Origin of the sequence: Ruegeria sp. HKCCA5839, assembly GCF_013035585.1 — a bacterium.
Lineage (GTDB): Bacteria > Pseudomonadota > Alphaproteobacteria > Rhodobacterales > Rhodobacteraceae > Ruegeria.
The window spans coordinates 34687-56522 of the sequence record NZ_WQIE01000012.1; the positions used below are offsets into that span (position 1 = coordinate 34687).

25 protein-coding genes are annotated in these 21836 nt (G+C 57.2%); 17 read left to right on the forward strand and 8 right to left on the reverse strand.

Annotated elements, in window-relative coordinates; translation table 11 throughout:
* Positions 1-118: 118 nt before the first annotated feature.
* On the reverse strand, positions 119-694 hold the full coding sequence (locus tag GOV38_RS20480) for an NYN domain-containing protein (protein WP_171102769.1): 576 nt from the start codon (positions 692-694) through the stop codon (positions 119-121).
* Between the two features lie 125 nt (positions 695-819).
* On the opposite strand from GOV38_RS20480, the gene folK reads away from it, so the two are divergent.
* The 12 genes from folK (at position 820) to GOV38_RS20540 (ending at position 10513) form a co-directional block, all read left to right on the forward strand.
* Complete coding sequence (folK, locus tag GOV38_RS20485; RefSeq protein WP_171208815.1) at positions 820-1401, forward strand: 2-amino-4-hydroxy-6-hydroxymethyldihydropteridine diphosphokinase; 582 nt, start codon at positions 820-822, stop codon at positions 1399-1401.
* Between the two features lie 94 nt (positions 1402-1495).
* Complete coding sequence (gene rpoZ / locus GOV38_RS20490) at positions 1496-1849, forward strand: DNA-directed RNA polymerase subunit omega (RefSeq protein WP_171102774.1); 354 nt, start codon at positions 1496-1498, stop codon at positions 1847-1849.
* Between the two features lie 25 nt (positions 1850-1874).
* Positions 1875-4007, forward strand: a complete 2133-nt coding sequence (locus GOV38_RS20495; RefSeq protein ID WP_171102776.1) for a bifunctional (p)ppGpp synthetase/guanosine-3',5'-bis(diphosphate) 3'-pyrophosphohydrolase — start codon at positions 1875-1877, stop codon at positions 4005-4007.
* Positions 4008-4023: 16 nt separating this feature from the next.
* The gene (locus tag GOV38_RS20500) at positions 4024-4722 is read left to right on the forward strand and encodes a DUF2062 domain-containing protein (RefSeq protein WP_171102778.1); all 699 of its coding nucleotides are present in this window, start codon (positions 4024-4026) and stop codon (positions 4720-4722) included.
* Positions 4715-5461 carry a pyridoxine 5'-phosphate synthase gene (locus GOV38_RS20505; protein WP_171208814.1) on the forward strand — a complete coding sequence of 249 codons (747 nt, stop codon included), beginning with the start codon at positions 4715-4717 and terminating at the stop codon, positions 5459-5461. The genes GOV38_RS20500 and GOV38_RS20505 overlap by 8 nt, the downstream gene beginning before the upstream one ends.
* Positions 5458-6078 carry a LysE family translocator gene (locus tag GOV38_RS20510; RefSeq protein ID WP_171102782.1) on the forward strand — a complete coding sequence of 207 codons (621 nt, stop codon included), beginning with the start codon at positions 5458-5460 and terminating at the stop codon, positions 6076-6078. The genes GOV38_RS20505 and GOV38_RS20510 overlap by 4 nt, the downstream gene beginning before the upstream one ends.
* 44 nt (positions 6079-6122) lie before the next feature.
* Positions 6123-7100: an NADPH:quinone reductase gene (locus tag GOV38_RS20515; RefSeq protein ID WP_171208813.1), complete on the forward strand. Its 978-nt coding sequence runs from the start codon at positions 6123-6125 to the stop codon at positions 7098-7100.
* Between the two features lies 1 nt (position 7101).
* Entirely contained in the window at positions 7102-7521 is a 420-nt protein-coding gene (gene acpS, locus GOV38_RS20520; protein ID WP_171208812.1) for a holo-ACP synthase, read from the forward strand.
* 59 nt (positions 7522-7580) lie between these two features.
* The gene (gene lepB / locus GOV38_RS20525; protein WP_171130550.1) at positions 7581-8417 is read left to right on the forward strand and encodes a signal peptidase I; all 837 of its coding nucleotides are present in this window, start codon (positions 7581-7583) and stop codon (positions 8415-8417) included.
* The gene (gene rnc, locus GOV38_RS20530; protein ID WP_171102789.1) at positions 8414-9094 is read left to right on the forward strand and encodes a ribonuclease III; all 681 of its coding nucleotides are present in this window, start codon (positions 8414-8416) and stop codon (positions 9092-9094) included. Before lepB ends, rnc begins: the two co-directional genes overlap by 4 nt.
* 184 nt (positions 9095-9278) lie before the next feature.
* Positions 9279-10187, forward strand: coding sequence for a GTPase Era (gene era / locus GOV38_RS20535; protein WP_171208811.1), 909 nt, complete (start codon positions 9279-9281; stop codon positions 10185-10187).
* Positions 10184-10513, forward strand: coding sequence for a DUF1491 family protein (locus tag GOV38_RS20540; RefSeq protein ID WP_171208810.1), 330 nt, complete (start codon positions 10184-10186; stop codon positions 10511-10513). Before era ends, GOV38_RS20540 begins: the two co-directional genes overlap by 4 nt.
* A 32-nt stretch (positions 10514-10545) precedes the next feature.
* Here the strand turns inward: GOV38_RS20540 and GOV38_RS20545 are convergent, their stop codons facing one another.
* The gene (locus tag GOV38_RS20545; protein ID WP_171208809.1) at positions 10546-10935 is read right to left on the reverse strand and encodes a VOC family protein; all 390 of its coding nucleotides are present in this window, start codon (positions 10933-10935) and stop codon (positions 10546-10548) included.
* Positions 10936-11109: 174 nt separating this feature from the next.
* On the opposite strand from GOV38_RS20545, the gene GOV38_RS20550 reads away from it, so the two are divergent.
* Positions 11110-11697, forward strand: a complete 588-nt coding sequence (locus tag GOV38_RS20550) for a YrbL family protein (RefSeq protein ID WP_171102796.1) — start codon at positions 11110-11112, stop codon at positions 11695-11697.
* A 47-nt stretch (positions 11698-11744) separates the two neighbouring features.
* Positions 11745-12470: a DNA repair protein RecO gene (gene recO, locus GOV38_RS20555; protein WP_171208808.1), complete on the forward strand. Its 726-nt coding sequence runs from the start codon at positions 11745-11747 to the stop codon at positions 12468-12470.
* Here recO and GOV38_RS20560 read toward each other — a convergent pair.
* From GOV38_RS20560 to GOV38_RS20570, 3 genes are all read right to left on the reverse strand, one after another.
* Positions 12454-12846 (reverse strand): META domain-containing protein, encoded by a 393-nt coding sequence (locus tag GOV38_RS20560; protein WP_171208807.1) that lies wholly within the window; start codon positions 12844-12846, stop codon positions 12454-12456. The genes recO and GOV38_RS20560 overlap by 17 nt on opposite strands.
* Positions 12847-12887: 41 nt before the next feature.
* A complete protein-coding gene (locus GOV38_RS20565; protein ID WP_171208806.1) occupies positions 12888-13442 on the reverse strand; it encodes a hypothetical protein in 555 nt (184 codons plus the stop codon).
* Positions 13443-13638: 196 nt separating this feature from the next.
* The gene (locus GOV38_RS20570; protein WP_171208805.1) at positions 13639-15330 is read right to left on the reverse strand and encodes an acyl-CoA dehydrogenase family protein; all 1692 of its coding nucleotides are present in this window, start codon (positions 15328-15330) and stop codon (positions 13639-13641) included.
* Between the two features lie 143 nt (positions 15331-15473).
* Here GOV38_RS20570 and GOV38_RS20575 point away from each other — a divergent pair, with 143 nt between their 5' ends.
* The gene (locus GOV38_RS20575; protein ID WP_171208804.1) at positions 15474-16238 is read left to right on the forward strand and encodes a sulfite exporter TauE/SafE family protein; all 765 of its coding nucleotides are present in this window, start codon (positions 15474-15476) and stop codon (positions 16236-16238) included.
* Here the strand turns inward: GOV38_RS20575 and GOV38_RS20580 are convergent.
* The 3 genes from GOV38_RS20580 to GOV38_RS20590 all read right to left on the reverse strand — a co-directional run bounded on the left by GOV38_RS20580 (position 16235) and on the right by GOV38_RS20590 (position 19031).
* A complete protein-coding gene (locus GOV38_RS20580) occupies positions 16235-16777 on the reverse strand; it encodes a hypothetical protein (protein WP_171208803.1) in 543 nt (180 codons plus the stop codon). The two genes, GOV38_RS20575 and GOV38_RS20580, sit on opposite strands and share 4 nt — an antisense overlap.
* A 28-nt stretch (positions 16778-16805) precedes the next feature.
* Complete coding sequence (locus GOV38_RS20585) at positions 16806-17099, reverse strand: hypothetical protein (RefSeq protein ID WP_254448337.1); 294 nt, start codon at positions 17097-17099, stop codon at positions 16806-16808.
* A gap of 333 nt (positions 17100-17432) precedes the next feature.
* Entirely contained in the window at positions 17433-19031 is a 1599-nt protein-coding gene (locus GOV38_RS20590; protein ID WP_171208802.1) for a phosphoenolpyruvate carboxykinase, read from the reverse strand.
* Between the two features lie 345 nt (positions 19032-19376).
* On the opposite strand from GOV38_RS20590, the gene GOV38_RS20595 reads away from it, so the two are divergent.
* Both GOV38_RS20595 and GOV38_RS20600 read left to right on the forward strand, forming a co-directional pair.
* Entirely contained in the window at positions 19377-20081 is a 705-nt protein-coding gene (locus tag GOV38_RS20595; RefSeq protein ID WP_171102812.1) for a response regulator transcription factor, read from the forward strand.
* A gap of 33 nt (positions 20082-20114) precedes the next feature.
* Positions 20115-21833, forward strand: coding sequence for a sensor histidine kinase (locus GOV38_RS20600; protein WP_171102814.1), 1719 nt, complete (start codon positions 20115-20117; stop codon positions 21831-21833).
* Positions 21834-21836: the final 3 nt, after the last annotated feature.

Here is a 21836-nt window from a genome sequence, read left to right on the forward strand (position 1 = left end):
GACATGAATCGTAGATAAGAAACAGGTGTTTGATCACCAAGTCTTAGTTAAAGAAACGCGGCCAGGGCAAATGCTCTGACCGCGTTTATTTTTTTTCGCTTGTGTGGGCCAGAAAAGCTTAGCTGCCTCCGGCCACTGCTACGCCGCGCGTATCGGTTGGCATTTCGCGAGGTGGGCGGCCAATGACGTCGCGCAGATCTTCCAATTCGATGAAATTATCTGCCTGGCGGCGCAACTCATCCGAGATCATCGGGGGTTGGCTGCGAATGGTCGACACGACCGAGACGCGAACGCCTTGACGTTGCAGGCTGGCAATCAGCGGGCGGAAATCCCCATCGCCCGAGAACAGCACTATGTGATCAACGCGTGGTGCAAGCTCCATGGCGTCGACGGTCAATTCGATGTCCATGTTGCCTTTGACTTTCCGACGCCCCATCGCGTCGGTGTATTCCTTGGCTGGTTTGGTCACCATGGTGAAGCCGTTGTAGTGCAACCAATCTACCAAAGGCCGGATCGGCGAATATTCGTCGTTTTCCAGTAGTGCGGTGTAGTAGAATGCCCTAAGCAGTTTGCCTCGGCGCATGAATTCCTGGCGGAGGAGTTTGTAGTCGATGTCGAACCCAAGCGCTTTGGCGGCGGCATAGAGGTTCGATCCATCGATGAACAGCGCTAGCCGTTCGTCTTTGTAGAACATAAAAAGACCCTTTCGGTACAAAACATCGTGCCGTGAGATCCGTGAGTGAGAAAAAATTGGTCAGCACAATGATGAGCCTAAAATAAGTCATTTGGCTGTTACCGCAAGTATTCTCTGAACCGAATATGGAGGTATCCTTGGTTAATAATACTTTAGATACCGTTGTGGCCCTTGGGGCTAATCTCAGTTTGAGATCGCAAAGCCCCGAGATGACACTTGAACGTGCAGTTGACGCAATGGAAACTGCTGGTTTGGTGATTCGCGCCAGAAGTCGTTTTTACAAGACACCGTGTTATCCCGCCGGTTCCGGGCCTGATTATGTGAATGCTGCCGTTCTGGTCGGTAGCGAACTGCCGTCCCGGTCTGTTTTGGACATATTGCACGAAATTGAGAACCGGTTTGGACGGCAGCGACAGCAGCGTTGGGGAATGCGAACACTTGATTTGGACATGGTGTGCTGCGGCGATCAGGTCTCACCAAGCCTCAAAGAATACAATCATTGGCGTCTGCTGCCCTCGACAGAACAAATAAAATCGGCTCCAGATCAGTTGATATTGCCGCATCCACGCTTGCAGGACCGGGCATTTGTGTTGGTTCCGATGGCGGATATTCTGCCCGATTGGACGCATCCCGTTTTGGGCCAAACCGTGCGGCAGATGCTGGACAACCTGCCCGACGAAGACATCTCGGCTATTCAGCCCCTGTGATCTGCCGGTTGGCCGTATTTCTTGCTTGTAAAGGCCGGGATTCGCGCTTAGATAAACCCCTTCTTGCCACGGATGAAGTTACGGAGAGCGCCCAATGGCCCGCGTTACGGTTGAAGATTGTGTAGACAAGGTCCCGAACCGGTTCGAACTGGTTATGCTTGCAGCCCACCGGGCACGCGAGATTTCCGCTGGTGCGTCGATCACCGTTGAGCGTGACAACGACAAGAACCCTGTTGTTTCGTTGCGGGAAATCGCAGACGAGACCCAAAGCGCAGATGAGCTTCGCGAGCGTCTGATCGAGTCAAACCAGACCCAGATCGAAGTTGACGAGCCGGAAGAAGATCAGATGGCACTGCTTATGGGTGCAGATTCGGACAAACCTGTCGAAGACGACATGTCCGAAGAAAAGCTCCTGCGTGCCCTGATGGAGGCACAGGGCCAGGGCTAAGCCCCAGTATGAAGGTGCGGACCGGATGATTTCTGCTGACGACCTGATTGCGCTGGTCCGCAATTACAACCCGAAAACGAATGTTGACCGCATCACCCGGGCCTATGAGTTCGGGAAACAGATGCACGAGGGGCAGTTTCGCCATTCCGGCGAGCCCTATTTTACCCATCCCGTTGCTGTTGCCGCCATCCTGACCGAACAACGTCTGGATGATGCGACGATCATCACGGCTTTGCTGCACGACACGATCGAAGACACCAAGGCCAACTATGGGAAGGTGGCGGACCTGTTCGGCGATGAGGTTGCCAAGCTGGTCGATGGCGTCACCAAGCTGACCAATCTGCAACTGTCCAGCCGTGAAACCAAGCAAGCCGAAAACTTCCGCAAGCTGTTTATGGCCATGTCCAAGGATCTACGGGTGATCCTGGTCAAGCTGGCCGACCGTTTGCACAACATGCGCACGATCAAGGCGATGCGTCCTGAAAAGCAGGTTCAAAAAGCGCGCGAGACGATGGACATCTACGCGCCACTTGCCGGCCGCATGGGGATGCATTGGATGCGCGAAGAGCTGGAAGATCTCGCTTTCCGCGTGTTGAACCCGGAAGGTCGGCAATCGATCATTCGTCGGTTTATCACCTTGCAACGCGAAACCGGCGACGTGATCCACCGGATCACTGGTGACATGCGGCACGAATTGGATAAGGCCGGGATTGAGGCCGAGGTCTTTGGGCGCGCCAAAAAGCCCTATTCGATATGGCGCAAGATGCAGGAAAAGGATCAGGGCTTTTCGCGGCTATCTGACATCTATGGTTTTCGGATCATCACCGGGTCTGAGGAAGATTGTTATCGTACGCTGGGTGCGATCCATCAACGCTGGCGCGCGGTGCCGGGACGGTTCAAGGACTACATCAGTCAACCGAAGTCGAACGGTTATCGTTCGATCCACACCACGGTATCTGGGCGTGACGGCAAACGCGTCGAGGTGCAGATTCGCACCCGCCAGATGCATGACGTGGCCGAAACAGGCGTGGCTGCGCACTGGTCTTATCGTGACGGCGTGCGCTCGGAAAACCCGTTTGCGGTCGATCCCGCCAAATGGATTGCCAATCTGACCGAACAGTTCGACAGCGAAGAGGATCACGAAGATTTCCTCGAAGCCGTCAAACTGGAGATGTACTCGGACCAGGTGTTCTGCTTCACCCCCAAAGGGGATGTTGTGAAACTGCCGCGTGGGGCAACTCCGATCGATTTTGCCTATGCCATCCACACACGCATCGGGCACGCTTGTGTGGGTGCCAAAGTTGACGGTATCCGCGTTCCGCTTTGGACCCGTCTGAAAAACGGTCAATCCGTCGACATCATTACGGCTGATGGGCAGACGCCGCAGGTCACCTGGCTTGAGATAGCGGTGACCGGCAAGGCGCGCACGGCCATCCGCAGGGCGCTGCGCGAGGTGGACCGCGAACGCTTTATCAAGCTGGGTAAGGAATTGGCACGCTCGGGTTTCGAACATGTCGGGCGCAAAGCAACGGACAAGGCGTTGGACACCGCCGCGAAACACTTGCGCTTGAACGACCGGCATGAGCTTCTTGCGCGCTTGGGTAGCGCTGAGCTGACAGCGCATGATGTCGTCGAGGCGGTCTATCCCGAGCTGACAAAAGACGAAGGCGACGCGATCCCGTTGCGGCGTGCAGTGATCGGTCTTGAGCCCGGTCAGGGCTTTGATCGTGCGCCTTGTTGTCAGCCTTTGCCGGGCGAGCGCATTGTTGGCATCACCTATCGCGGTAAAGGTGTTGTGGTGCACGCCATCGACTGTGACCGGCTCAGCGAGTTCGAGAGCGAGCCCGAGCGTTGGGTGGATCTGCATTGGCATTCTGGTACTCACCCGGCTGTCTACAGCGCCACGCTTGAGCTGACCATTGGCAATGACGCCGGAGTTCTGGGTCGCATTTGCACATTGATCGGCGAGAAGAAGGCCAATATTTCGAACTTGCAATTTGTCGATCGTAAACCCGATTTTTACCGCCTGTTGCTGAGCGTTGAGCTGCGTGATCTTGAGCAGCTGCATTCGCTGATGCTGATGCTTGAGGCGGAAAGTGATGTGGCTGCAGTTGAACGGCACCGGGATATAGCTAAAACCGCAGTTGCAGCTGGTTAGGAAAGGGTGATCAGGAGTGGTATTCAAGCGCCGAGATCGACGCTCGCCTATCCAGATCGCATCGGAATTCGTTTATCCGCGCGGCGGTTGGACCCGCGCCTTCCTCTATGTCAAACACCGGGTGCGCCGGCTTCCCGATACACCTGACCGCATCGCGCGCGGGATTGGTGCCGGGGTCTTTGCGGCCTTCACGCCGTTTTACGGGATGCATTTTGTGGTGGCCGCGATTGGAGCACGTCTGATCAAAGGCAACATACTGGCCTCGCTCAGCGGAACGTTTTTCGGCAATCCGCTGACCTATGTTCCGATAGGTGTGATTTGTCTGCAAACGGGTCATTTCCTACTGGGTACGGAATATGACGAAAGCGACACGCAAGGCCTGGGCGCCAAGTTTGCCGATGCCCTGGGCGACCTGAAGAACAACTTTTTCGCAATTTTTTCGGATCGCGTTGCTGACTGGCGTGGTTTGGACAAGTTCTATGATGATGTGTTCTTCCCCTATATGATCGGCGGGATCATTCCAGGCCTAATCGCAGGCGTTATCTGTTATTACCTCAGCTATCCATTGATCCTCACCTATCAGCAGCGCCGCCGCGCGCGGATCAAGGCGAAGTTCGAGGAAATCAAACGCCTTGCACAAGAAAACTCTGCCGTTCCAGGGGCAATGCCCATAGTCTCGGGCCGAACTGTGAAAGAGGAATCAACGGATGTCTGACAACCATCTGCGTTTGGGTGTGAACATCGATCATGTAGCAACCGTCCGCAACGCACGGGGCGGGGCTTACCCCGACCCATTACGGGCTGCCAAATTGGCGGAAGAGGCGGGTGCTGACGGTATCACCGCCCATCTGCGTGAAGACCGTCGCCACATCTCGGACGCGGATATCGACGGGCTGATGGAAGTGCTTTCGGTTCCGCTGAACTTTGAGATGGCGGCAACCGATGAGATGCAGAAAATCGCCCTGCGTCACAAGCCACACGCGGTCTGTATCGTGCCCGAAAAGCGTGAGGAACGGACCACCGAAGGCGGGCTGGAAGTTGCGCGCGAAGAAAACAAACTGGCGCATTTCATTGCGCCCCTGCGTGACGTGGGCTGCCGGGTGTCCATCTTCATCGCTGCGGATCAGCGACAGATCGAAGCTGCCCACCGGATCGGAGCGGAAGTGATCGAGCTGCACACAGGCGCCTATTGCGATGCGTTCTCCGAAGGCCGAGAGGACGACGCCGCGCGGGAATTGGAAGCCTTGCGGCAGATGTCCACATTTGCCCATTCACTGGGTCTTGAGGTCCATGCCGGGCACGGTTTGACCTATGATACGGTCATGCCCATCGCAGCCTTCCCCGAGGTGCGCGAGTTGAACATCGGTCACTTCCTGATCGGTGAGTCGATTTTTCTGGGCCTCGAGCCCGCGATACGCGAAATGCGCCGCCTGATGGATGTGGCGCGCGCATGATTACCCCGGCTTTTATCGCTATTTGGTTCGCCTGGCTTATGGCAGGTGGGTCGCCCGGACCTGCAACCATGGGCATTGCCGGTACGGCAATGAACGAAGGACGTCGTTCGGGTTTGGTTTTTGCTCTGGGCATTTGCGCGGGCTCAGCAAGTTGGGGCATAGCGGCCGCTTTAGGCCTTTCGGCTATCATGCTTGCAAATGTCTGGGTCTTTGAGGTGATCCGGTATGTTGGCGTTGCCTATTTGAGTTGGCTGGCGCTCAAGGCGTTGCGCCGGGCTTTCAACTCGGATGAGGTTGCGATGGGAAGACCTGTCACTGGTAGCCTTGGCACCGTCTTCGCCAAGGGCGCGGCGATACATCTTACCAATCCCAAAGCGATCCTAAGCTGGGGATCCATCTATGCCATTGTTGCGCCCGAGAACGCCGGGTTATCGGTCCTTTTGGCGTATTTCTTGATGCTATATGTGGGTTCTTTGCTGGTTTTCATCGGCTATGCATTTCTTTTCTCGTCCGAAAGAATGGTCCGTATTTATCGCAACACACGTCGCTGGTTTGACTTGGCGTTTGCAGGTTTCTTTGGTGTCGCAAGCTACAAGATACTGACGGTGCGGTTATAGGTGTTTTGTGCCTTTGCTTATGACAACGTGAATCGAGGCGAATTGTGAAAGCAATAACTTACGAAGAATTTGGCCCCGCCGCAGACGTGCTGAGCATCACCGAGATGCCTGTGCCAAGCCCCGCGCCAGGCGAAGTTCTGGTGCGCGTTCATGCCAGTGGGATCAACCCGTCAGACGTAAAGCTGCGCGGTGGTGCGCGCCCCGGTGCCGTGATGGCATATCCTCTGGTCATCCCCCACTCGGACGGTGCTGGCGTGATCGAGGCTGTCGGGCAAGGCGTCGACGCGGCACGGGTTGGCCAGCGGGTCTGGATCTGGAACGGTCAATGGCAGCGTGCTTTCGGAACAGGTGCCGAATACATCGCCCTGCCATCCGAACAGGGGGTTTGGCTGCCGGATGGGACAAGCTTTGCCGAAGGGGCGTGCTTGGGCATACCGGCGCTGACAGCCTGGTACGCTCTTTTTGGCGACGGCCCAATCGAAGGAAAAACCGTTCTGGTCACCGGCGGGGCGGGGACCGTGGGGCGCTATGCCTGCCAAATGGCGGCGTTGGGCGGTGCGCGGGTGATCACTACCGTCAGTTCGGAAGAAAAGGCGGCCCATTCCGGCGCCTCGGACTGGATCAACTACCGCACCGATGACGTGACCGAAGCCGTGCTGGATATGACCCAAGGCGCAGGTGTGGACCGCATCGTCGAGGTGGATTTCGCCGCCAACCAAGCTGCCTCGCTGGCTCTGATCCGACCCGGTGGTACGATTGCCAGCTACGCATCTGCCTCGCAAATGCGGCCCGAGTTGGATTTCTATGGCTTCATGTTCAAGAACATCCGCCTGCATATGTTGATCGTCTACCAACTGGACGCCGCCACCCGCCGAAAGGGCGAGGCGCAATTGAACCAGTGGTTGGACCAAGGCGCGCTGAGCCACGCGGTAGTGCCCGCAGGTGGTTTGGAAGATGCCGTTGCCGCCCATCAGTTGGTTGAGGCGGGACAGAAACTGGGCACCGTGGTTTTGGAAGTCTGACGTGATCCTCGGCATCGGCACAGATCTTGCCAATATCGACCGCATCCAGGGAACGCTGGATCGGTTTGGCGACCGTTTCCGCAATCGCGTCTTCACCGAGACCGAACAACGCAAGGCGGAACGTCGAGCAGACACGGCGGGCACCTACGCCAAACGCTGGGCGGCGAAAGAGGCGTGCTCTAAGGCGCTGGGCACCGGGCTGCGCATGGGCATCGCATGGAAGGATATGGCGGTCAGCAACTTGCGTACGGGCCAACCTATCATGCATGTGACGGGCTGGGCGGCTGAGCGGTTGAAAGAGATGACCCCGGAAGGCCACGAAGCCATCATCCACGTGACGCTGACCGATGACCACCCTTGGGCGCAGGCCTTTGTCGTGATCGAGGCGCGGCCCCTTCAAGATCACGCCACACGGCCTTGACTTGCCCCCACCATCCCCGCATGTAGCAGCAAAGCCAAGCAAAGACTGGAGAGAGCAGTATGGCCGAGGAAGCCAAGACCGGAAGCGGCGTCTGGGAGACGATCAAAACCATCGTCTATGCGCTGCTGATCGCAGGTGTATTCCGCACCCTGTTCTTTCAACCGTTCTGGATCCCCTCGGGGTCGATGAAGCAAACGCTGCTGATCGGGGATTTCCTGTTCGTCAACAAGATGACCTATGGCTATTCCTATGCTTCTTGTCCCAGCCTGATCATCCCGCGCTTTGGTCTGAATATCGACGCCGAAGATATCTGCGGCTGGATGAAAGGCGACAATACACGCATTTGGGGCGGAGAGCCTGAGCGCGGCGACGTCATCGTGTTCCGCCACCCGGTCACTGGGCGTGACTATATCAAGCGCCTGATTGGCTTGCCCGGCGACCGTATCCAGATCCGCGATGGCCAGATCATCCTGAACGATGTTGCCGTGCCACAACAGCCCGATGGCGTGTTCACCGAAATCGCAGAGCCTCAGGGCCCGCAAGGTCTGCGTCCGCGATGCGAAAATGGCCCGGTGGGGATTGGCGGCGCCTGCGAAAAGTCCCGCTCGATTGAAACCCTTCCAAATGGCGTCTCGTATGACGTTCTGAATATCGGCAATCAAGGATCGGACAATACAGGCATCTACAACGTGCCCGAAGGCCACTACTTCTTTATGGGGGACAATCGCGACAACTCGGCTGACAGCCGACTGCCGCAATCGGCCGGAGGTGTCGGATATGTGCCCTACGAAAACCTGATCGGTCGCGCAGATCGCATCTTCTTCTCGTCCGCCGGCCGCTCGATGCTGTTCTTCTGGACATGGCGCGGCGACCGGTTCTTTAAGGCCGTCAAGTGAAGCTATCGTCTGAGATACAGGCTTTTCAAAAACGCTTGGGTTATGAATTTCAAAGCCCCGAGCTGCTGTTGCGGGCGCTGACCCATGGGTCGGTGTCTTCGCCGACGCGACCTGATAATCAGCGGCTTGAGTTTCTGGGCGACAGGGTCTTGGGTCTGGTGATGGCCACTGCCTTGCTCGAAGCAGACAAGAAAGCCACCGAAGGGCAACTCGCCCCGCGTTTCAACGCTCTGGTGCGCAAAGAGGCCTGCGCCGATGTGGCCCGCCAGATCGATCTGGGGGCGGTATTGAAGTTGGGCCGTTCCGAGATGCTTTCCGGCGGGCGCCGCAAGCAAGCTCTGCTGGGGGATGCGATGGAGGCGGTAATCGCAGCGATCTACCGCGACGCGGGGTTCGAGGCTGCGCGCGATGTGATCTTGGCCCTTTGGGGCGACCGCATTCATTCGGTTGAGGCCGACGCCCGCGACGCCAAAACCGCGCTGCAGGAATGGGCTCAAGCACGGGGTCAGAAACCGCCATCATATGTGGAAACCAAACGCAGCGGCCCGGATCACGCACCGATCTTTACCATCGCCGCGCGCCTGCAGGACGGAACCGAAGCCCAAGCCACAGCTGGATCAAAACGTCAGGCCGAACAGGCGGCCGCCAAAGCGCTGCTGGACACCCTGTCCAAATAACTCAAATCACGCTCCCCACGTCATCTGGCCCAAAATACCCTGAGGGTGAGCCCGGACGGCGTCCGGGTGAAGTGGGTGGACCCCTCTAGCCCTTTTAGACCCAAGCCCAAAGCACCAAATCCCTCTGGCCCGTCGGTGCAATCTGCTATAGGGGTGCGCACCTGCAACCAGGATCGCAACAGATATGACCACACGCGCCGGATTTATCGCCCTAATCGGAGAGCCCAACGCGGGCAAATCCACTCTTTTGAACCGCATGGTCGGGGCCAAGGTCTCAATCGTGACCCATAAGGTGCAGACCACCCGCGCCCGCATCCGTGGCGTGGCGATGGAGGGCGACGCGCAGCTGGTCTTTGTCGACACGCCGGGCCTGTTCAAACCCCGTCGGCGTTTGGACCGCGCCATGGTGGCCGCAGCATGGGGCGGAGCGGCAGATGCAGATATCGTTGTGCTGATGGTCGAGGCGCATCGCGGTATCACCGAAGGGGTTGAACGCATCCTCGAAGGACTGGAAGAGATCGGGCAGGGCCGGACAACCGCACTGGCCATCAACAAGATTGACAAAGTGCCGAGCGAGAAGCTCTTGGCCCTGACCAGCGATCTGAACGCGCGATACCCCTTTGCCGAAACCTTCATGATTTCGGCCGAGAAAGGCCACGGTGTTGATGACCTGCGCAGATGGCTTGCCGCTAAGCTGCCGGAAGGCCCGTGGCTCTACCCCGAGGACCAGATCGCTGATCTGCCCCTGCGCATGATCGCTGCTGAAATGACGCGTGAGAAACTGACGCTGCGCCTGCATCAGGAACTGCCCTATCAGCTGACCGTCGAGACCGAGAGCTGGGAAGAGCGAAAGGACGGCTCCGCCAAGATCGATCAGGTGATCTATGTCATGCGCGACGGCCACAAGGGCATCGTTCTTGGCAAAAAGGGCGAGACGATCAAGGCGGTCAGCCAGGCCGCGCGGGCCGAGCTGGAAGAGTTTCTCGACCGCAAGATCCATCTATTCCTGCAGGTCAAAGTTCGGCCCAACTGGCTAGAGGAATCCGAGCGCTATTCGGAAATGGGTCTGGATTTCAAAGACGGTAACGCATGACGCGTCTGACGGCCGAGTTCTGGGTTCATGCATATCTGGCCCGGTTGCGGTTCCAGGACATCCCGGCCTTTGTCGTCACCCATGGGGACAACACCGCAGGCGCCGTTCTGGTCAAGCTGAACACACTTGACGGCCAGGCCGTTGCCTTTCAGCGCAGCATTGACCTGATGAGCGGTGAGCGCGCATGGGTCGAGCTTTCCAAAGGTGCTGAGCTGGAAGTGGATTCTGCCATCGCCAAACAACGCAGCTTTGACCCTGATCTTTGGGTAATCGAGGTCGAAGACCGGCAAGGGCGGCATTTGCTGGGTGAAGAAGGGCTGGAATAACAACCCGTCAACTTCCATGGCTGCCGACAGGATCAGCCGTTCTCACCCAAATACACAAAGCTCATTTTGTTGCCGTCGGGATCGCGGGCATATGCACCAAAGAAGTTGGGACCATAGTCAGGGCGTTCGCCGGGATCGCCTTCGTTGGTGCCACCATTTGCCAGAGCCGCCGCATGCACGTCGCGCACCTCGTCCTGACTTTGACATAGAAGGCCAACCATAGTGCCATTGCCAACAGTTGCTTCACCTTTGTCGAACGGTGTGGCAACCCAGATGGTACCCCCGCTGCGCAGCTCATAACAGACCGCATGCGGCATGTATTCGGCGATGACCTTGCCGCCCATTTTCGACACAACGGCATCGTAATACCCGCGCGCTTTGGGCACATCGTTAGAACCGATCATGACATAGTTAAGTGACATTTTTGAATTCCCTGAAAAAGAACGTAAAGGGAACATTAGGGATTACCCAGGCAACGCGCAACTCTTTTTTCGACACGCGACGGGTCATCATCATTGTGGCCAAATTACTGATATGTGATCGGAAACGACTGAGCGGTTCTTTTTATCGGCAATCCGAATGTGTAAGTTTTGTGAATGCTTGATTTGAACGATGCACACCCCCTTCAGAAAAGCCAGAATTACGAGATCTTTGATCACCCGGTTCATGCCGGCGTTTTGTTGAAGGTGCGCGTGGATAAGCCGAAAAAAAGGCTGTTCAAACGGTATTCGCAATACCGGTATGGCAACCTCCGGCAATGGAGCCGTGAGGCGAATGAGTACCTTGCCGCTCTGCACCGGGGATGCCCCGAGATCTGGCGGCTTGCGGGGTTTTTCGGCTATGCCGCGACCAGCAGGGGGCCAGCTATTGCTGTCGAGAAGATGACAGGCCCGGACGGGCAGATGGCGCGCACGCTGGCGCAAGAGTTCAACGAAACGCCAAAGGATGATCCAAAACGCGATGCCCTGAAACAAGAGCTGATCGAGCTTTTGGATGACCTTGATCGTGGTCGCATCATTGTTGGGGATATCGGGCTGCAAAATATCGTGCGGGCTCAGGAGCGTGACGGAAAGCTTGTGGTGATCGACGGGTTGGGAGAGCGTGTTTTGCTGCCGCTGACCTTGATCAATGCGCAGGCGTTCCGGTTCCAATCCATGCGCCGTCGCAAACGGCTCTTGCGATAACGCGTGCGATCAGGTTTTCTGCCTTTGTTTCTGGACTTGAAGATCAGTTGGACTGGCGCGATCACGGCATACTTCTGACCTCTCGCCGTCATGGTGAGACGGCAGCGATTATCGAGGTCTTTACCGAAGACCATGGCCGCCATGCGGGTGTTGTGCGTGGAGGGACCAGTCGCAAGATCGCGCCGATCCTTCAGCCCGGAGCGCAATTGGACGTTCTGTGGCGCGCGCGGTTGGAAGAGCATCTGGGCACGTTTCAGGTAGAACCATTGCGGTCGCGGGCAGCTGCGGCCTTTTCCGGGCGGTTGGCGTTGTCCGGTTTGAACGCGGTGGTGGCGCTATTGTCATTCTGTCTGCCCGAGCGCGCCGCCTATCAGGCGCTTTACAAACAAACCGAACAGTTGATGGATTTGCTGGGCCAGGATGAGATCTGGCCCTTGGCCTATATGCATTGGGAGCGCACGCTGCTCGAGTCGATGGGTTTTGGGCTGGATTTGACCTCTTGCGCCGTGACTGGCGCAACCGAGGGTCTGGTTTTTGTGTCCCCGAAGACCGGGCGCGCAGTCAGCGCTCAAGGGGCAGGGGAATGGGCGGACAAGCTGTTGCCCTTGCCGCCTTGCCTGCGCGGAGAAGGTGCGGCACCGGATGCCGAGGTCGCGCAAGCCCTTGAGACGACCGGATACTTCCTGCACCACCGCGTCGCGCCGTCACTAGCCCATACGCCGCTGCCCGAGGCGCGCGGGCGGTTCGTGGACCATTTCACTCGACGGCTGTGAAAACCATCTCATGCCCATCCTCATTGCGCAGGATCAGTACCTCGCCGGACACTTCGGACTGCGTCATCGCAAGTAGGGCCGCGAAAAAGGTCCCTTCGGCCTCTAGCCCCGCACAGGCGGCGCGGGTCGCGGACAGGTCTTTGATCTCGAACCAGGGGTAAGGGGCGTCCAACGTGCCAGAATAGCTGTTGCAAGGCGCGTTGCCGGCAATCTTGCCCTCTGCTGGAAAGCTCAAGATGGCGCTTGCTGCGTAGGGCTGACCGTCAATCTCCTGCAGAGACCAACTGCGGTCTGCTGCGCCATAGGCTGTGACGGTTTCGTCCTTGTCACACTGTAACAGGGCGACAAAGGGCAGGGTCAGGATCAAACGGGTCATCACGTGATCTTAACGCGTCCGTACTTCAGCTGAAACCGCCCTCAAAAGGCGATTTCCCCGCTCAAAAGCTCGTCGCGCACTTCAAGCCGGGGTCGCCAGCTGTATCGCGTGTCTGCCTGAAGCGGAGCCCAATACAAGGCACCGCTGTTTCGCCACGGGTCAAGGATGATGCTGTCTTTCATGGTCGCGCCTTTGGCACTGATGGCGGCTGAATGGTGAATGATGCGCCAAGAGGTCGGTGGCGAGGTCACCCAATGCAGGTCAAGAGTTCGAAAGCCTTCCTGGTTGAGACGTCCTGTCATCGCTTGCGCCCAGTCGTTGCACAGACCTTTTTCGCGAAACCCGTTGGCGATTTTGGCATTGTGCACGAGCGCAGAATCCGTCACCTGCCACTCTCGCGCCAGTCGCTGAGAATACTCGTATGAGATTGTGGCGGCGCGCTGCGCCTCGGCGGGGTCGACATTGGGGCCCAGATTGCGGATTTCGGCGGCCAAAGCATCGATGTCGGTCTGGCTGGCCGTGGGGTAGGTCGTGGCACACCCTCCGAGAGCAAGGAGGACAAATGTCAGGCACAGGGCGAAGAGGCGTCTGGTCATGTTTCTTGGTTCGTCTGCTGTTCGGTCAAAGCGTGTTCGTTGGGTGCAGTAGTCCCGTTGCGCCGGTCTTCCTAGGGGAAAGTTTCAGAATTGGCGGATCGAGGCCGATCCGTTGCAGAGCGTGATCAATTTGACCAAAAAAGACCCGGCTGCTTGAAGCCGGGTCAGGTGGGGAAACCGCGATGACAACCGGGCGTCAGCCCAGCAGCCGTCGCGCAATGACTTGAGCCTGAATTTCGGCGGCGCCTTCAAAGATGTTCAGAATACGCGCGTCACACAGCACGCGGCTGATCTTGTACTCCAGCGCGAACCCGTTGCCACCATGGATCTGCAACCCGTTGTCAGCCGCGGCCCAGGCCACGCGGGCCCCCAGCAGCTTGGCCATTCCGGCCTCAAGGTCACAGCGATGGCCGTTGTCTTTTTCCCAGGCCGAGAAATAGGTCAGTTGCCGGGCAATCATGATCTCGACCGCCATCATTGCCAGCTTGCCAGAAACGCGGGGGAAGTTGATCAGGGATTTGCCGAACTGCTTGCGGTCCTGCGCGTATTGCATTGCGATATCCAGCGCGCTTTGGGCCACGCCAATGGCGCGGGCTGCGGTCTGGATGCGGGCGGATTCGAAAGTCTCCATCAGCTGTTTGAAGCCTTTGCCTTCTTCGCCACCCAGCAGGTTTTCGCCCTTCACGTGGAATCCGTCAAAGCCCAGCTCGTATTCCTTCATGCCGCGATAGCCCAGAACTTCGATCTCACCACCTGTCATGCCGGGGGTGGGAAAGGGGTTCTCATCCGTGCCTGGCGTCTTTTCCGCCAAAAACATCGACAACCCTCGATGATCGCTGGTGTCGGGGTTTGTGCGGGCCAGCAGAGTCATCACATGGGTGCGGGCCGCATGGGTGATCCAAGTCTTGTTGCCGGTGATCTGATAATCGCCGTTGTCATCCTTGACGGCGCGGGTGCGCAGGCTGCCCAGATCCGAGCCGGTATTGGGTTCGGTGAAAACCGCCGTCGGCAAAATCTCGGCGCTGGCCAGCTTTGGCAGCCAGTTTGCCTTCTGCTCATCTGTGCCGCCGGCCAGAATCAACTCAGCCGCGATCTCGGAGCGGGTGCCCAGCGATCCCACGCCGATATAGCCGCGCGATAGTTCTTCCGATACGACGCACATTGAGGCTTTGGACAGGCCGAAACCGCCGAATTCTTCGGGGATGGTCAGGCCAAAGACGCCCATCTCGGCCAGCTCCTCGATGATCTCGATTGGGATCAACTCGTCTTTTAGGTGCCATTCATGCGCGTTCGGTTCGACCTTTTCCTGTGCATAGCGGCGGAACTGGTCGCGGATCATTTCCAGTTCATCGTCCAACCCGGAAGCACCGAACATGGTCGCGCCCGCCTGATCCTGCATCAACGCAACCAACCGGCTGCGCGCCGGTTGCGAGTTGGCCTGCGCCATCAAAGTCTGAGCCTCGGTGCATTGGAAACCAGATAAAGCGTCCCAACCGAGACCCATATCCTGCAGGCGAATAACTTCGCCCTGGTTCATCGGAATTCCACCAGCGATCTGATGCAGGTACTCGCCAAAAGCGATCTGGTGCAAGAGCTGTTCCAGCTCAGCAAATTTGCCTTCAGCGTCCAGGGCCTCGGCCCAGCGCTGCATCTGTTGCAAGGACTGGTGATATGTGGCCAACCAGGCCAGACCATGTGCTGCGGTCTGGTTCGCCTCGATCAAGCCGCCCGACACACGCCCATCTTGGACAACCATTTCACGGACAGATTCCCGCGCGAGGTCATAGACAGTCTGAACCGCGGGCAAAGCAGCACGGGTGAGTGTCAGAAGCTCGGGCAACACGGCTGCGGGGGTCATGGTGGTCACATCCTGTCCGTCATGAGGCATGAATCACGTCCTTCTCTGGGTTGTCCGGTCATATCATGCTGCACGTGCAGCGCAACAAAAATACCTTATTTGACGCAAAAAAGTTCAAAAGTTACGCGATGAATTTTGCAGTGCAGAGAAAAATCTGGGTGTTATGTAGGGGCATGACTTTGTTTTCACTCATGTCTCCGCAGGATCTGTATTTGGCATTTCTGGTGGCGTTTGTCGCGGGATGGATCAAGGGCATGGTCGGGTTTGCCATGCCGATGGTACTTATTTCAGGGCTTAGCATCATGTTGCCGCCGGATTTGGCCTTGGCCGGATTGATCCTGCCGACACTTGTGACAAACGGCGTTCAAGCGCTGCGCGAAGGGCCGGTCGCGGCGCTCTCGTCGATCCGTCGGTTCCGGGTGTTTTTGAGCATCGGCTTGCTCTGCCTTTTGGTCAGCGCGCAACTGGTCAGCGCGATGTCCCCACAGGCGCTTTTGTTGATGATCGGGCTGCCGGTGTCCTTTTTCGCCCTGATCCAGCTTTTGGGCGTGAAACTGGTGCTGCAAAACCCGTCGCTGCGCATCGAGGCGCTGATTGGTGGGCTTGCGGGATTTGTTGGCGGGTTTTCGGGTGTTTGGGGGCCGCCGACGGTATCGTACCTGACGGCTCTGAACACGCCCAAGGCTGAACAGATGCGGATCCAAGGGGTGATTTATGGCCTTGGGGCCGTGGCTCTGGTTGTCGCGCATCTGGGGTCGGGTATCCTGCGTACCGAAACGGCGCTGTTCTCGGCCACGCTCGTGCCCCCGGCCATCGCGGGGATGATGTGCGGCCTGGCAGTTCAAACCCGCATCGACCAGACCCAATTCAGAAAGCTGACGCTGTTGGTGTTGCTAATCGCCGGGTTGAACCTGCTGCGCCGTGCGCTTTTGGGCTAGGCCCGCCTGTCCCAAAACCGGAAGGCAAAATAGAGACCAAGCATCAGGAAGAACAAACCCGAGATATCGCCGATGAGAAAGGCAATATATTCCACTCGGGCACTGCCAAACGCTGCGTTGGTCAGGATTGCGACCAGAACGGATGTAATTACGCCAACGCCCATCATGCAGGACCAGCAAGGGCGCCGATCTGGCTTTGGAAACAGATCCCACCCCATCCATTTGAACGCATAGAACACCGCAGGCACCGTCGTGACCGCCACGACGATGGCCAACAGTCGACTGGGCAGAAACACGCTCCAACCGCCGACCATGACGAACACCAAGAATACGCCGGGCAGCAGCGAAAAGATCGCGCGCCACCCCAACAACCAAGCCGCAAGGACCCGTACGCCGTGGGGTAGGAACAGCAAGCTGGCATAGCTTGGATACTGCGGAAAGAACATGTTCTGCAAAGGCATCAACACCTCGAAGGTGAAGATGGAAGCAAGAACATAGGCCGACGAGGCGATTAAGGTTTCAGAAATCCAGTCACGCACAAAGGTCAGCCAAATTGTTGTTCATCTGTTACCGCGGTGCATTGACCACATAGCGCCCGCGGTTCGCATTACCACTTTGCGAGAGGTAACCCTTTTGAACCAGAGACTTCAAAGCGCGAAAAAAGGTCGGGCGGGATACGCTCTGAACCAAAGTATGCTCAATCAACCCAAAGGTGCGAACCTCTTGCTGTGACTTCGACAGCTCTTCGGCGGCATAATAGATGTCTTTTTCCACCGGAGAAAGCTCCTCCAGCCCCAGAGTACGCTCCATGCTTTGCATGAGTTTGCGAAGTTCAGCAAGTTTCGAGATTTCTGTCATCATATTCCTGTGTTGTTCAGTGCCGGTCCATGATTAGCGGCGCGTTACCAAAACGCCGAAACCAACACTCACCCCCATTTTCCTGTCCATTACAAAATCTGGTCAGCCATTAGCGCAGGTGTGAGTGAGCGCGCAAAGGCCAGCTAAAGTTGAACGACGGCTCGGGCGTATACGCGCCTAGTGCCGTCGCTGCAATAGTCTCAGTCTTAGACTATGGCCAACCAGCCTCGCAACGCGTTCTGAACCGGTTCGCGTCAACGTGATGGGTTGTGTTGTCCGGCGGAAACATATTGCACACCGGAAAGAAGGAAAGGGGCCAAGAGGCCCCTTTACCGACTAGCCGATTGCGACGGCCTTAATGTCTTCGTCGATGAACGGGACATACTGCTCAAAGTTTTCGGCAAACATATGCACCAGCTTTTCGGCCTGTTTGTCGAATGCAGCTTGATCGTCCCATGTGCGACGCGGGTCCAAAAGCACCTCGGGGACGCCGGGAACCGAGACCGGAACATCAAAGCCGAAATTCGCATCTTTGCGGAATTCTGCATCCCGCAGCGATCCTTCAAGTGCTGCCGTCAACAGGGCGCGGGTGGCTTTGATCGGCATCCGGCTGCCAATTCCATAGGCGCCTCCGGTCCAGCCGGTATTTACCAGCCAACATGTGGCGCCATGCTGAGCGATCTTGTTGCGCAATAGATTGCCATAGGCTTCGGGACGGCGCGGCATGAAGGGGGCACCGAAACAGGTTGAGAACGTGGGCTGCGGCTCGGTCACGCCACGTTCGGTGCCTGCCACCTTGGAGGTGAAACCAGACAGGAAGTGATACATCGCTTGCGCCGGGGTCAGACGCGCGATGGGCGGCAGCACACCAAAGGCATCACAGGTCAACATGATGATGTTTTTCGGATGCCCGCCAAGCGCGCTGGACGAGGCGTTAGAGATATACTCCAGCGGGTAGGCACAGCGCATGTTGGCTGTCAGGGAGTCGTCATCGAAATCCAGTTCCTTGGTTTCTGGGTCAAAGACCATGTTTTCGATCACAGTCCCGAACTTGCTGGTGGTCGCATAGATCTCGGGTTCGGCTTCGGCACTCAGATTGATGGTCTTGGCATAGCAGCCACCTTCGAAGTTGAAGGTGCCACGATCCGACCAGCCATGTTCGTCATCGCCAATCAAAATGCGGGCGGGGTCTGCTGACAGAGTCGTCTTTCCGGTGCCGGACAGGCCAAAGAAAACAGCCGTATCCACCGGATTGCCAACCGCGTGGTTGGCCGAACAGTGCATCGGCATCACGCCTTTCTCCGGCAGCATGAAGTTGAGCAGTGAAAAGACGGATTTCTTGTTCTCACCCGCATATTCCGTGCCGCCAATCAGGATCAGCTTGCGATCAAAGTTCAGCGCGATCACTGTTTCGCTTTGGCAATCGTGTTTCTTGGGGTCTGCCTGAAAGCTGGGGCAGTTGATGATGGTGAAATCTGCGACGAAATCATCCAGATCTTCACGATCCGGACGGCGCAGCAGGTGTCGGATAAACAGATTGTGCCAGGCCAGTTCGGTGACCATACGCACATTGATCGAATAGGTCGGGTCAGCACCACCAACGAGATCCTGAACGAAATAGTCGCGGCCTTTCATGTGCGCGAGCATATCCTGATGCAGGGCATCAAATCCTTCCGGGCTCATGGCCGCGTTATTTTCCCACCAGATGCTGTCTGCAACGCTGTCGGTCTTGACCACATGCTTGTCTTTAGGTGACCGACCGGTGAATTTGCCAGTGGTCACAAGAAACGCACCACCCTGGCCAAGCGTGCCTTCATCGCGTTTCAGGGCTTCTTCGATCAGCGCCGGTTCCATGAAGTTGTAATAGACATTGCCCAGACCCTCGATGCCTTGATCTTCGAGCCGGAATTGCGGGTTAACCCGTCCAGATGTCATGTCACTCTTCTCCTATGGCGGCGCCCCGGGCGTGTTTGCCGGCTACGCACATTGGGTATTTTGCCGGGAATACCCGGCGGGTGAGCGGGTCTTACCATGGCATTTTAGGGCATGAACAGAAGGGTTTGGTGTAGTTAGCGCAACCAAGTTCAGGTTTAGCGCAACCAATTTTTCCTGTCGGAAAATCGAAGGTGTTTCTGGGCCCGGTTAAGGCTTTTTTGCCGCATCTGTGTGACAACAAACGCACGATTCTCAGATACGGATTGATTCGCGGCCTTAAAAACGCCAGAAATGCGTACAATAAGCGCATTATTGCGTGATTGAGCAGGAACAGGGGCAAACCCGATGTCAAAAATTGCACTGGTGGACGACGATAGGAACATCCTGACGTCTGTTTCCATGACGCTCGAAGCGGAAGGCTTTGAGGTCGAAACCTATAATGACGGTCAAGCGGCGCTTGATGCGTTCAACAAGAAGCTGCCCGATATGGCGGTTCTGGATATCAAGATGCCCCGCATGGACGGTATGGATCTGTTGCAGCGACTGCGCCAGAAAACCCAGATGCCGGTGATTTTCCTGACCTCCAAAGACGATGAGATCGACGAGGTTTTGGGTCTGCGGATGGGCGCCGACGATTATGTCAAGAAGCCGTTCTCACAGCGTCTGCTGGTTGAACGTATTCGCGCTTTGTTGCGCCGTCAGGAAGCAACGGATGGGGATGCGGCAGGTACCACCACCGGCGATACCAAGGTGATGGAGCGGGGCGAACTGCGCATGGATCCGCTGCGCCACGCTGTCAGTTGGAAAGGCAACGATGTTTCGTTGACCGTGACCGAGTTTCTTCTGCTGCAGGCGCTGGCACAACGACCGGGATTCGTCAAAAGCCGCGATCAACTGATGGATGTGGCCTATGATGATCAAGTCTATGTCGACGACCGCACCATCGATAGCCACATCAAGCGCCTGCGTAAGAAGATGCGTGCGGCTGATCCAGAGTTTTCAGCCATCGAAACGCTGTACGGTATCGGGTATCGATATAATGAAGAATAAGATCTGCGGATCTTGGTGGGATAACTGATCTTCGTGCGTGATACGGATAGGGAACAAGAACTGCAGGACGGCGATGTCGTTCTTGGGGATGATTGGGTCATTCCCCAGGATCCCGATTTTTCTGAACTGCGCGAGAAACGTTCGCGGCGGAATTTGTTTTCGCTGCGCAGTTCGCCACTTGCACGCCGGATTATCACGCTCAACCTGATCGCGCTTGTGATCTTGGTTGGTGGGTTGCTTTATCTTGACGACTCTCGAACGGAAAGAGTGCAACAAACCGCCAGCAACCTGATTGGCGACGCCCAACTTGTGAGCAACGTGTTTGAAACGCAGCTGCGTCAACCGGGTCGCACAAGCAATGGTGAAGCAACCGCATTGGACGTGCGCGACACGCTGTCAGGTTTGACCCTGCCCGAAGGGGGTGAGGTCTTTGTGTATGACAGCACCGGTACTCTGGTCGGATGGACGCGCGGCGCTTCGGTAGATATCGATTTGCCCGTTCTCATGCGCTCGGACAGCGATGCTGGGAGCGCGCGCACCCTGATCAGTGACGCGCTGACCGCCGTCTGGCGGGGTGTGTCCGCGATTTTCAGTAATTACGATGCCGATTCGGCGCCGACTCTGGCGCAACAGGTGCAGCAGATTGTACCCGGCGCTTTGAATGGCGAGATTCAGGTGCAGGCCGTCAAAGACGAACACGGAGAGACCGTGATCGTCGCCGCAGCCCCTATCAACCTTGATGCGGTTCCGGTTGGCGCGGTTGCCATGGCCGGTCCTGCGGGTGAGATCGACGCGCTGGCGCGCCAGCAGCAAGAGCGTATCTTGCAGATGTTCGTAGTGGCTCTGTTGGTCTCGATTGGTCTTAGCCTGATCCTGGCCTCGACCATCGCCAATCCGCTGGCTGATCTGGCGGCGGCCGCCGAAATGGGGAAAGACCGCGGATCAGGGGTGAACCCGGGACGGATCCGCATTCCCGATCTCGGCGCGCGACCCGATGAGATCGGACGGCTCAGCCGCGCGCTGCGCGGAATGGTTGGCGCGCTTTACAACAGGATCGACGCCAACGAACAGTTCGCCGCTGACGTCGCGCATGAGATCAAGAACCCTCTGGCCAGTTTGCAATCGGCGGTGGGTACGCTGCGCATGGTCAAACGCGATGATCAGCGCGAAAAACTGCTGGGTGTGATCGAACATGACGTGCGTCGCCTTGACCGGCTTGTCAGTGACATTTCGAATGCGTCGCGTCTGGATGCCGAACTTGTCAAAGAAGCTGAACAGCCCTTTGATCTACTCAACCTGCTGAATAATATCGGTCAGTTCCTGGGTGAAGACGCGCGCTCGAAGGGGATCGACTATATAACCGACATGCCGAAAGGTCCGATTGTCATCAACGGGCTTGAGGCACGTCTGGCACAGGTTTTTGTAAACCTGATCACCAACGCGATTTCCTTCTGCACCGAAAATGATGCCATCCGTGTCTGGGTGCGCCAGCGCGACAACCGGGTTCTTGTGGTTGTCGAGGATACTGGTCCGGGGATCCCCGATCAGGCGCTCACCAAGGTATTCAAACGGTTCTATTCGCAACGCCCGGAAGAGCATTTTGGGAACAATTCAGGCCTCGGGCTGGCGATTTCGAAACAGATCGTCGAGGCCCATGGCGGCGTGATCTGGGCTGAAAACATTCGCCCAACCGAAGCCGACGTCACCTCGGACCCATTGGGGGCCCGGTTCGTGGTGGGTCTTCCCATCTAACGC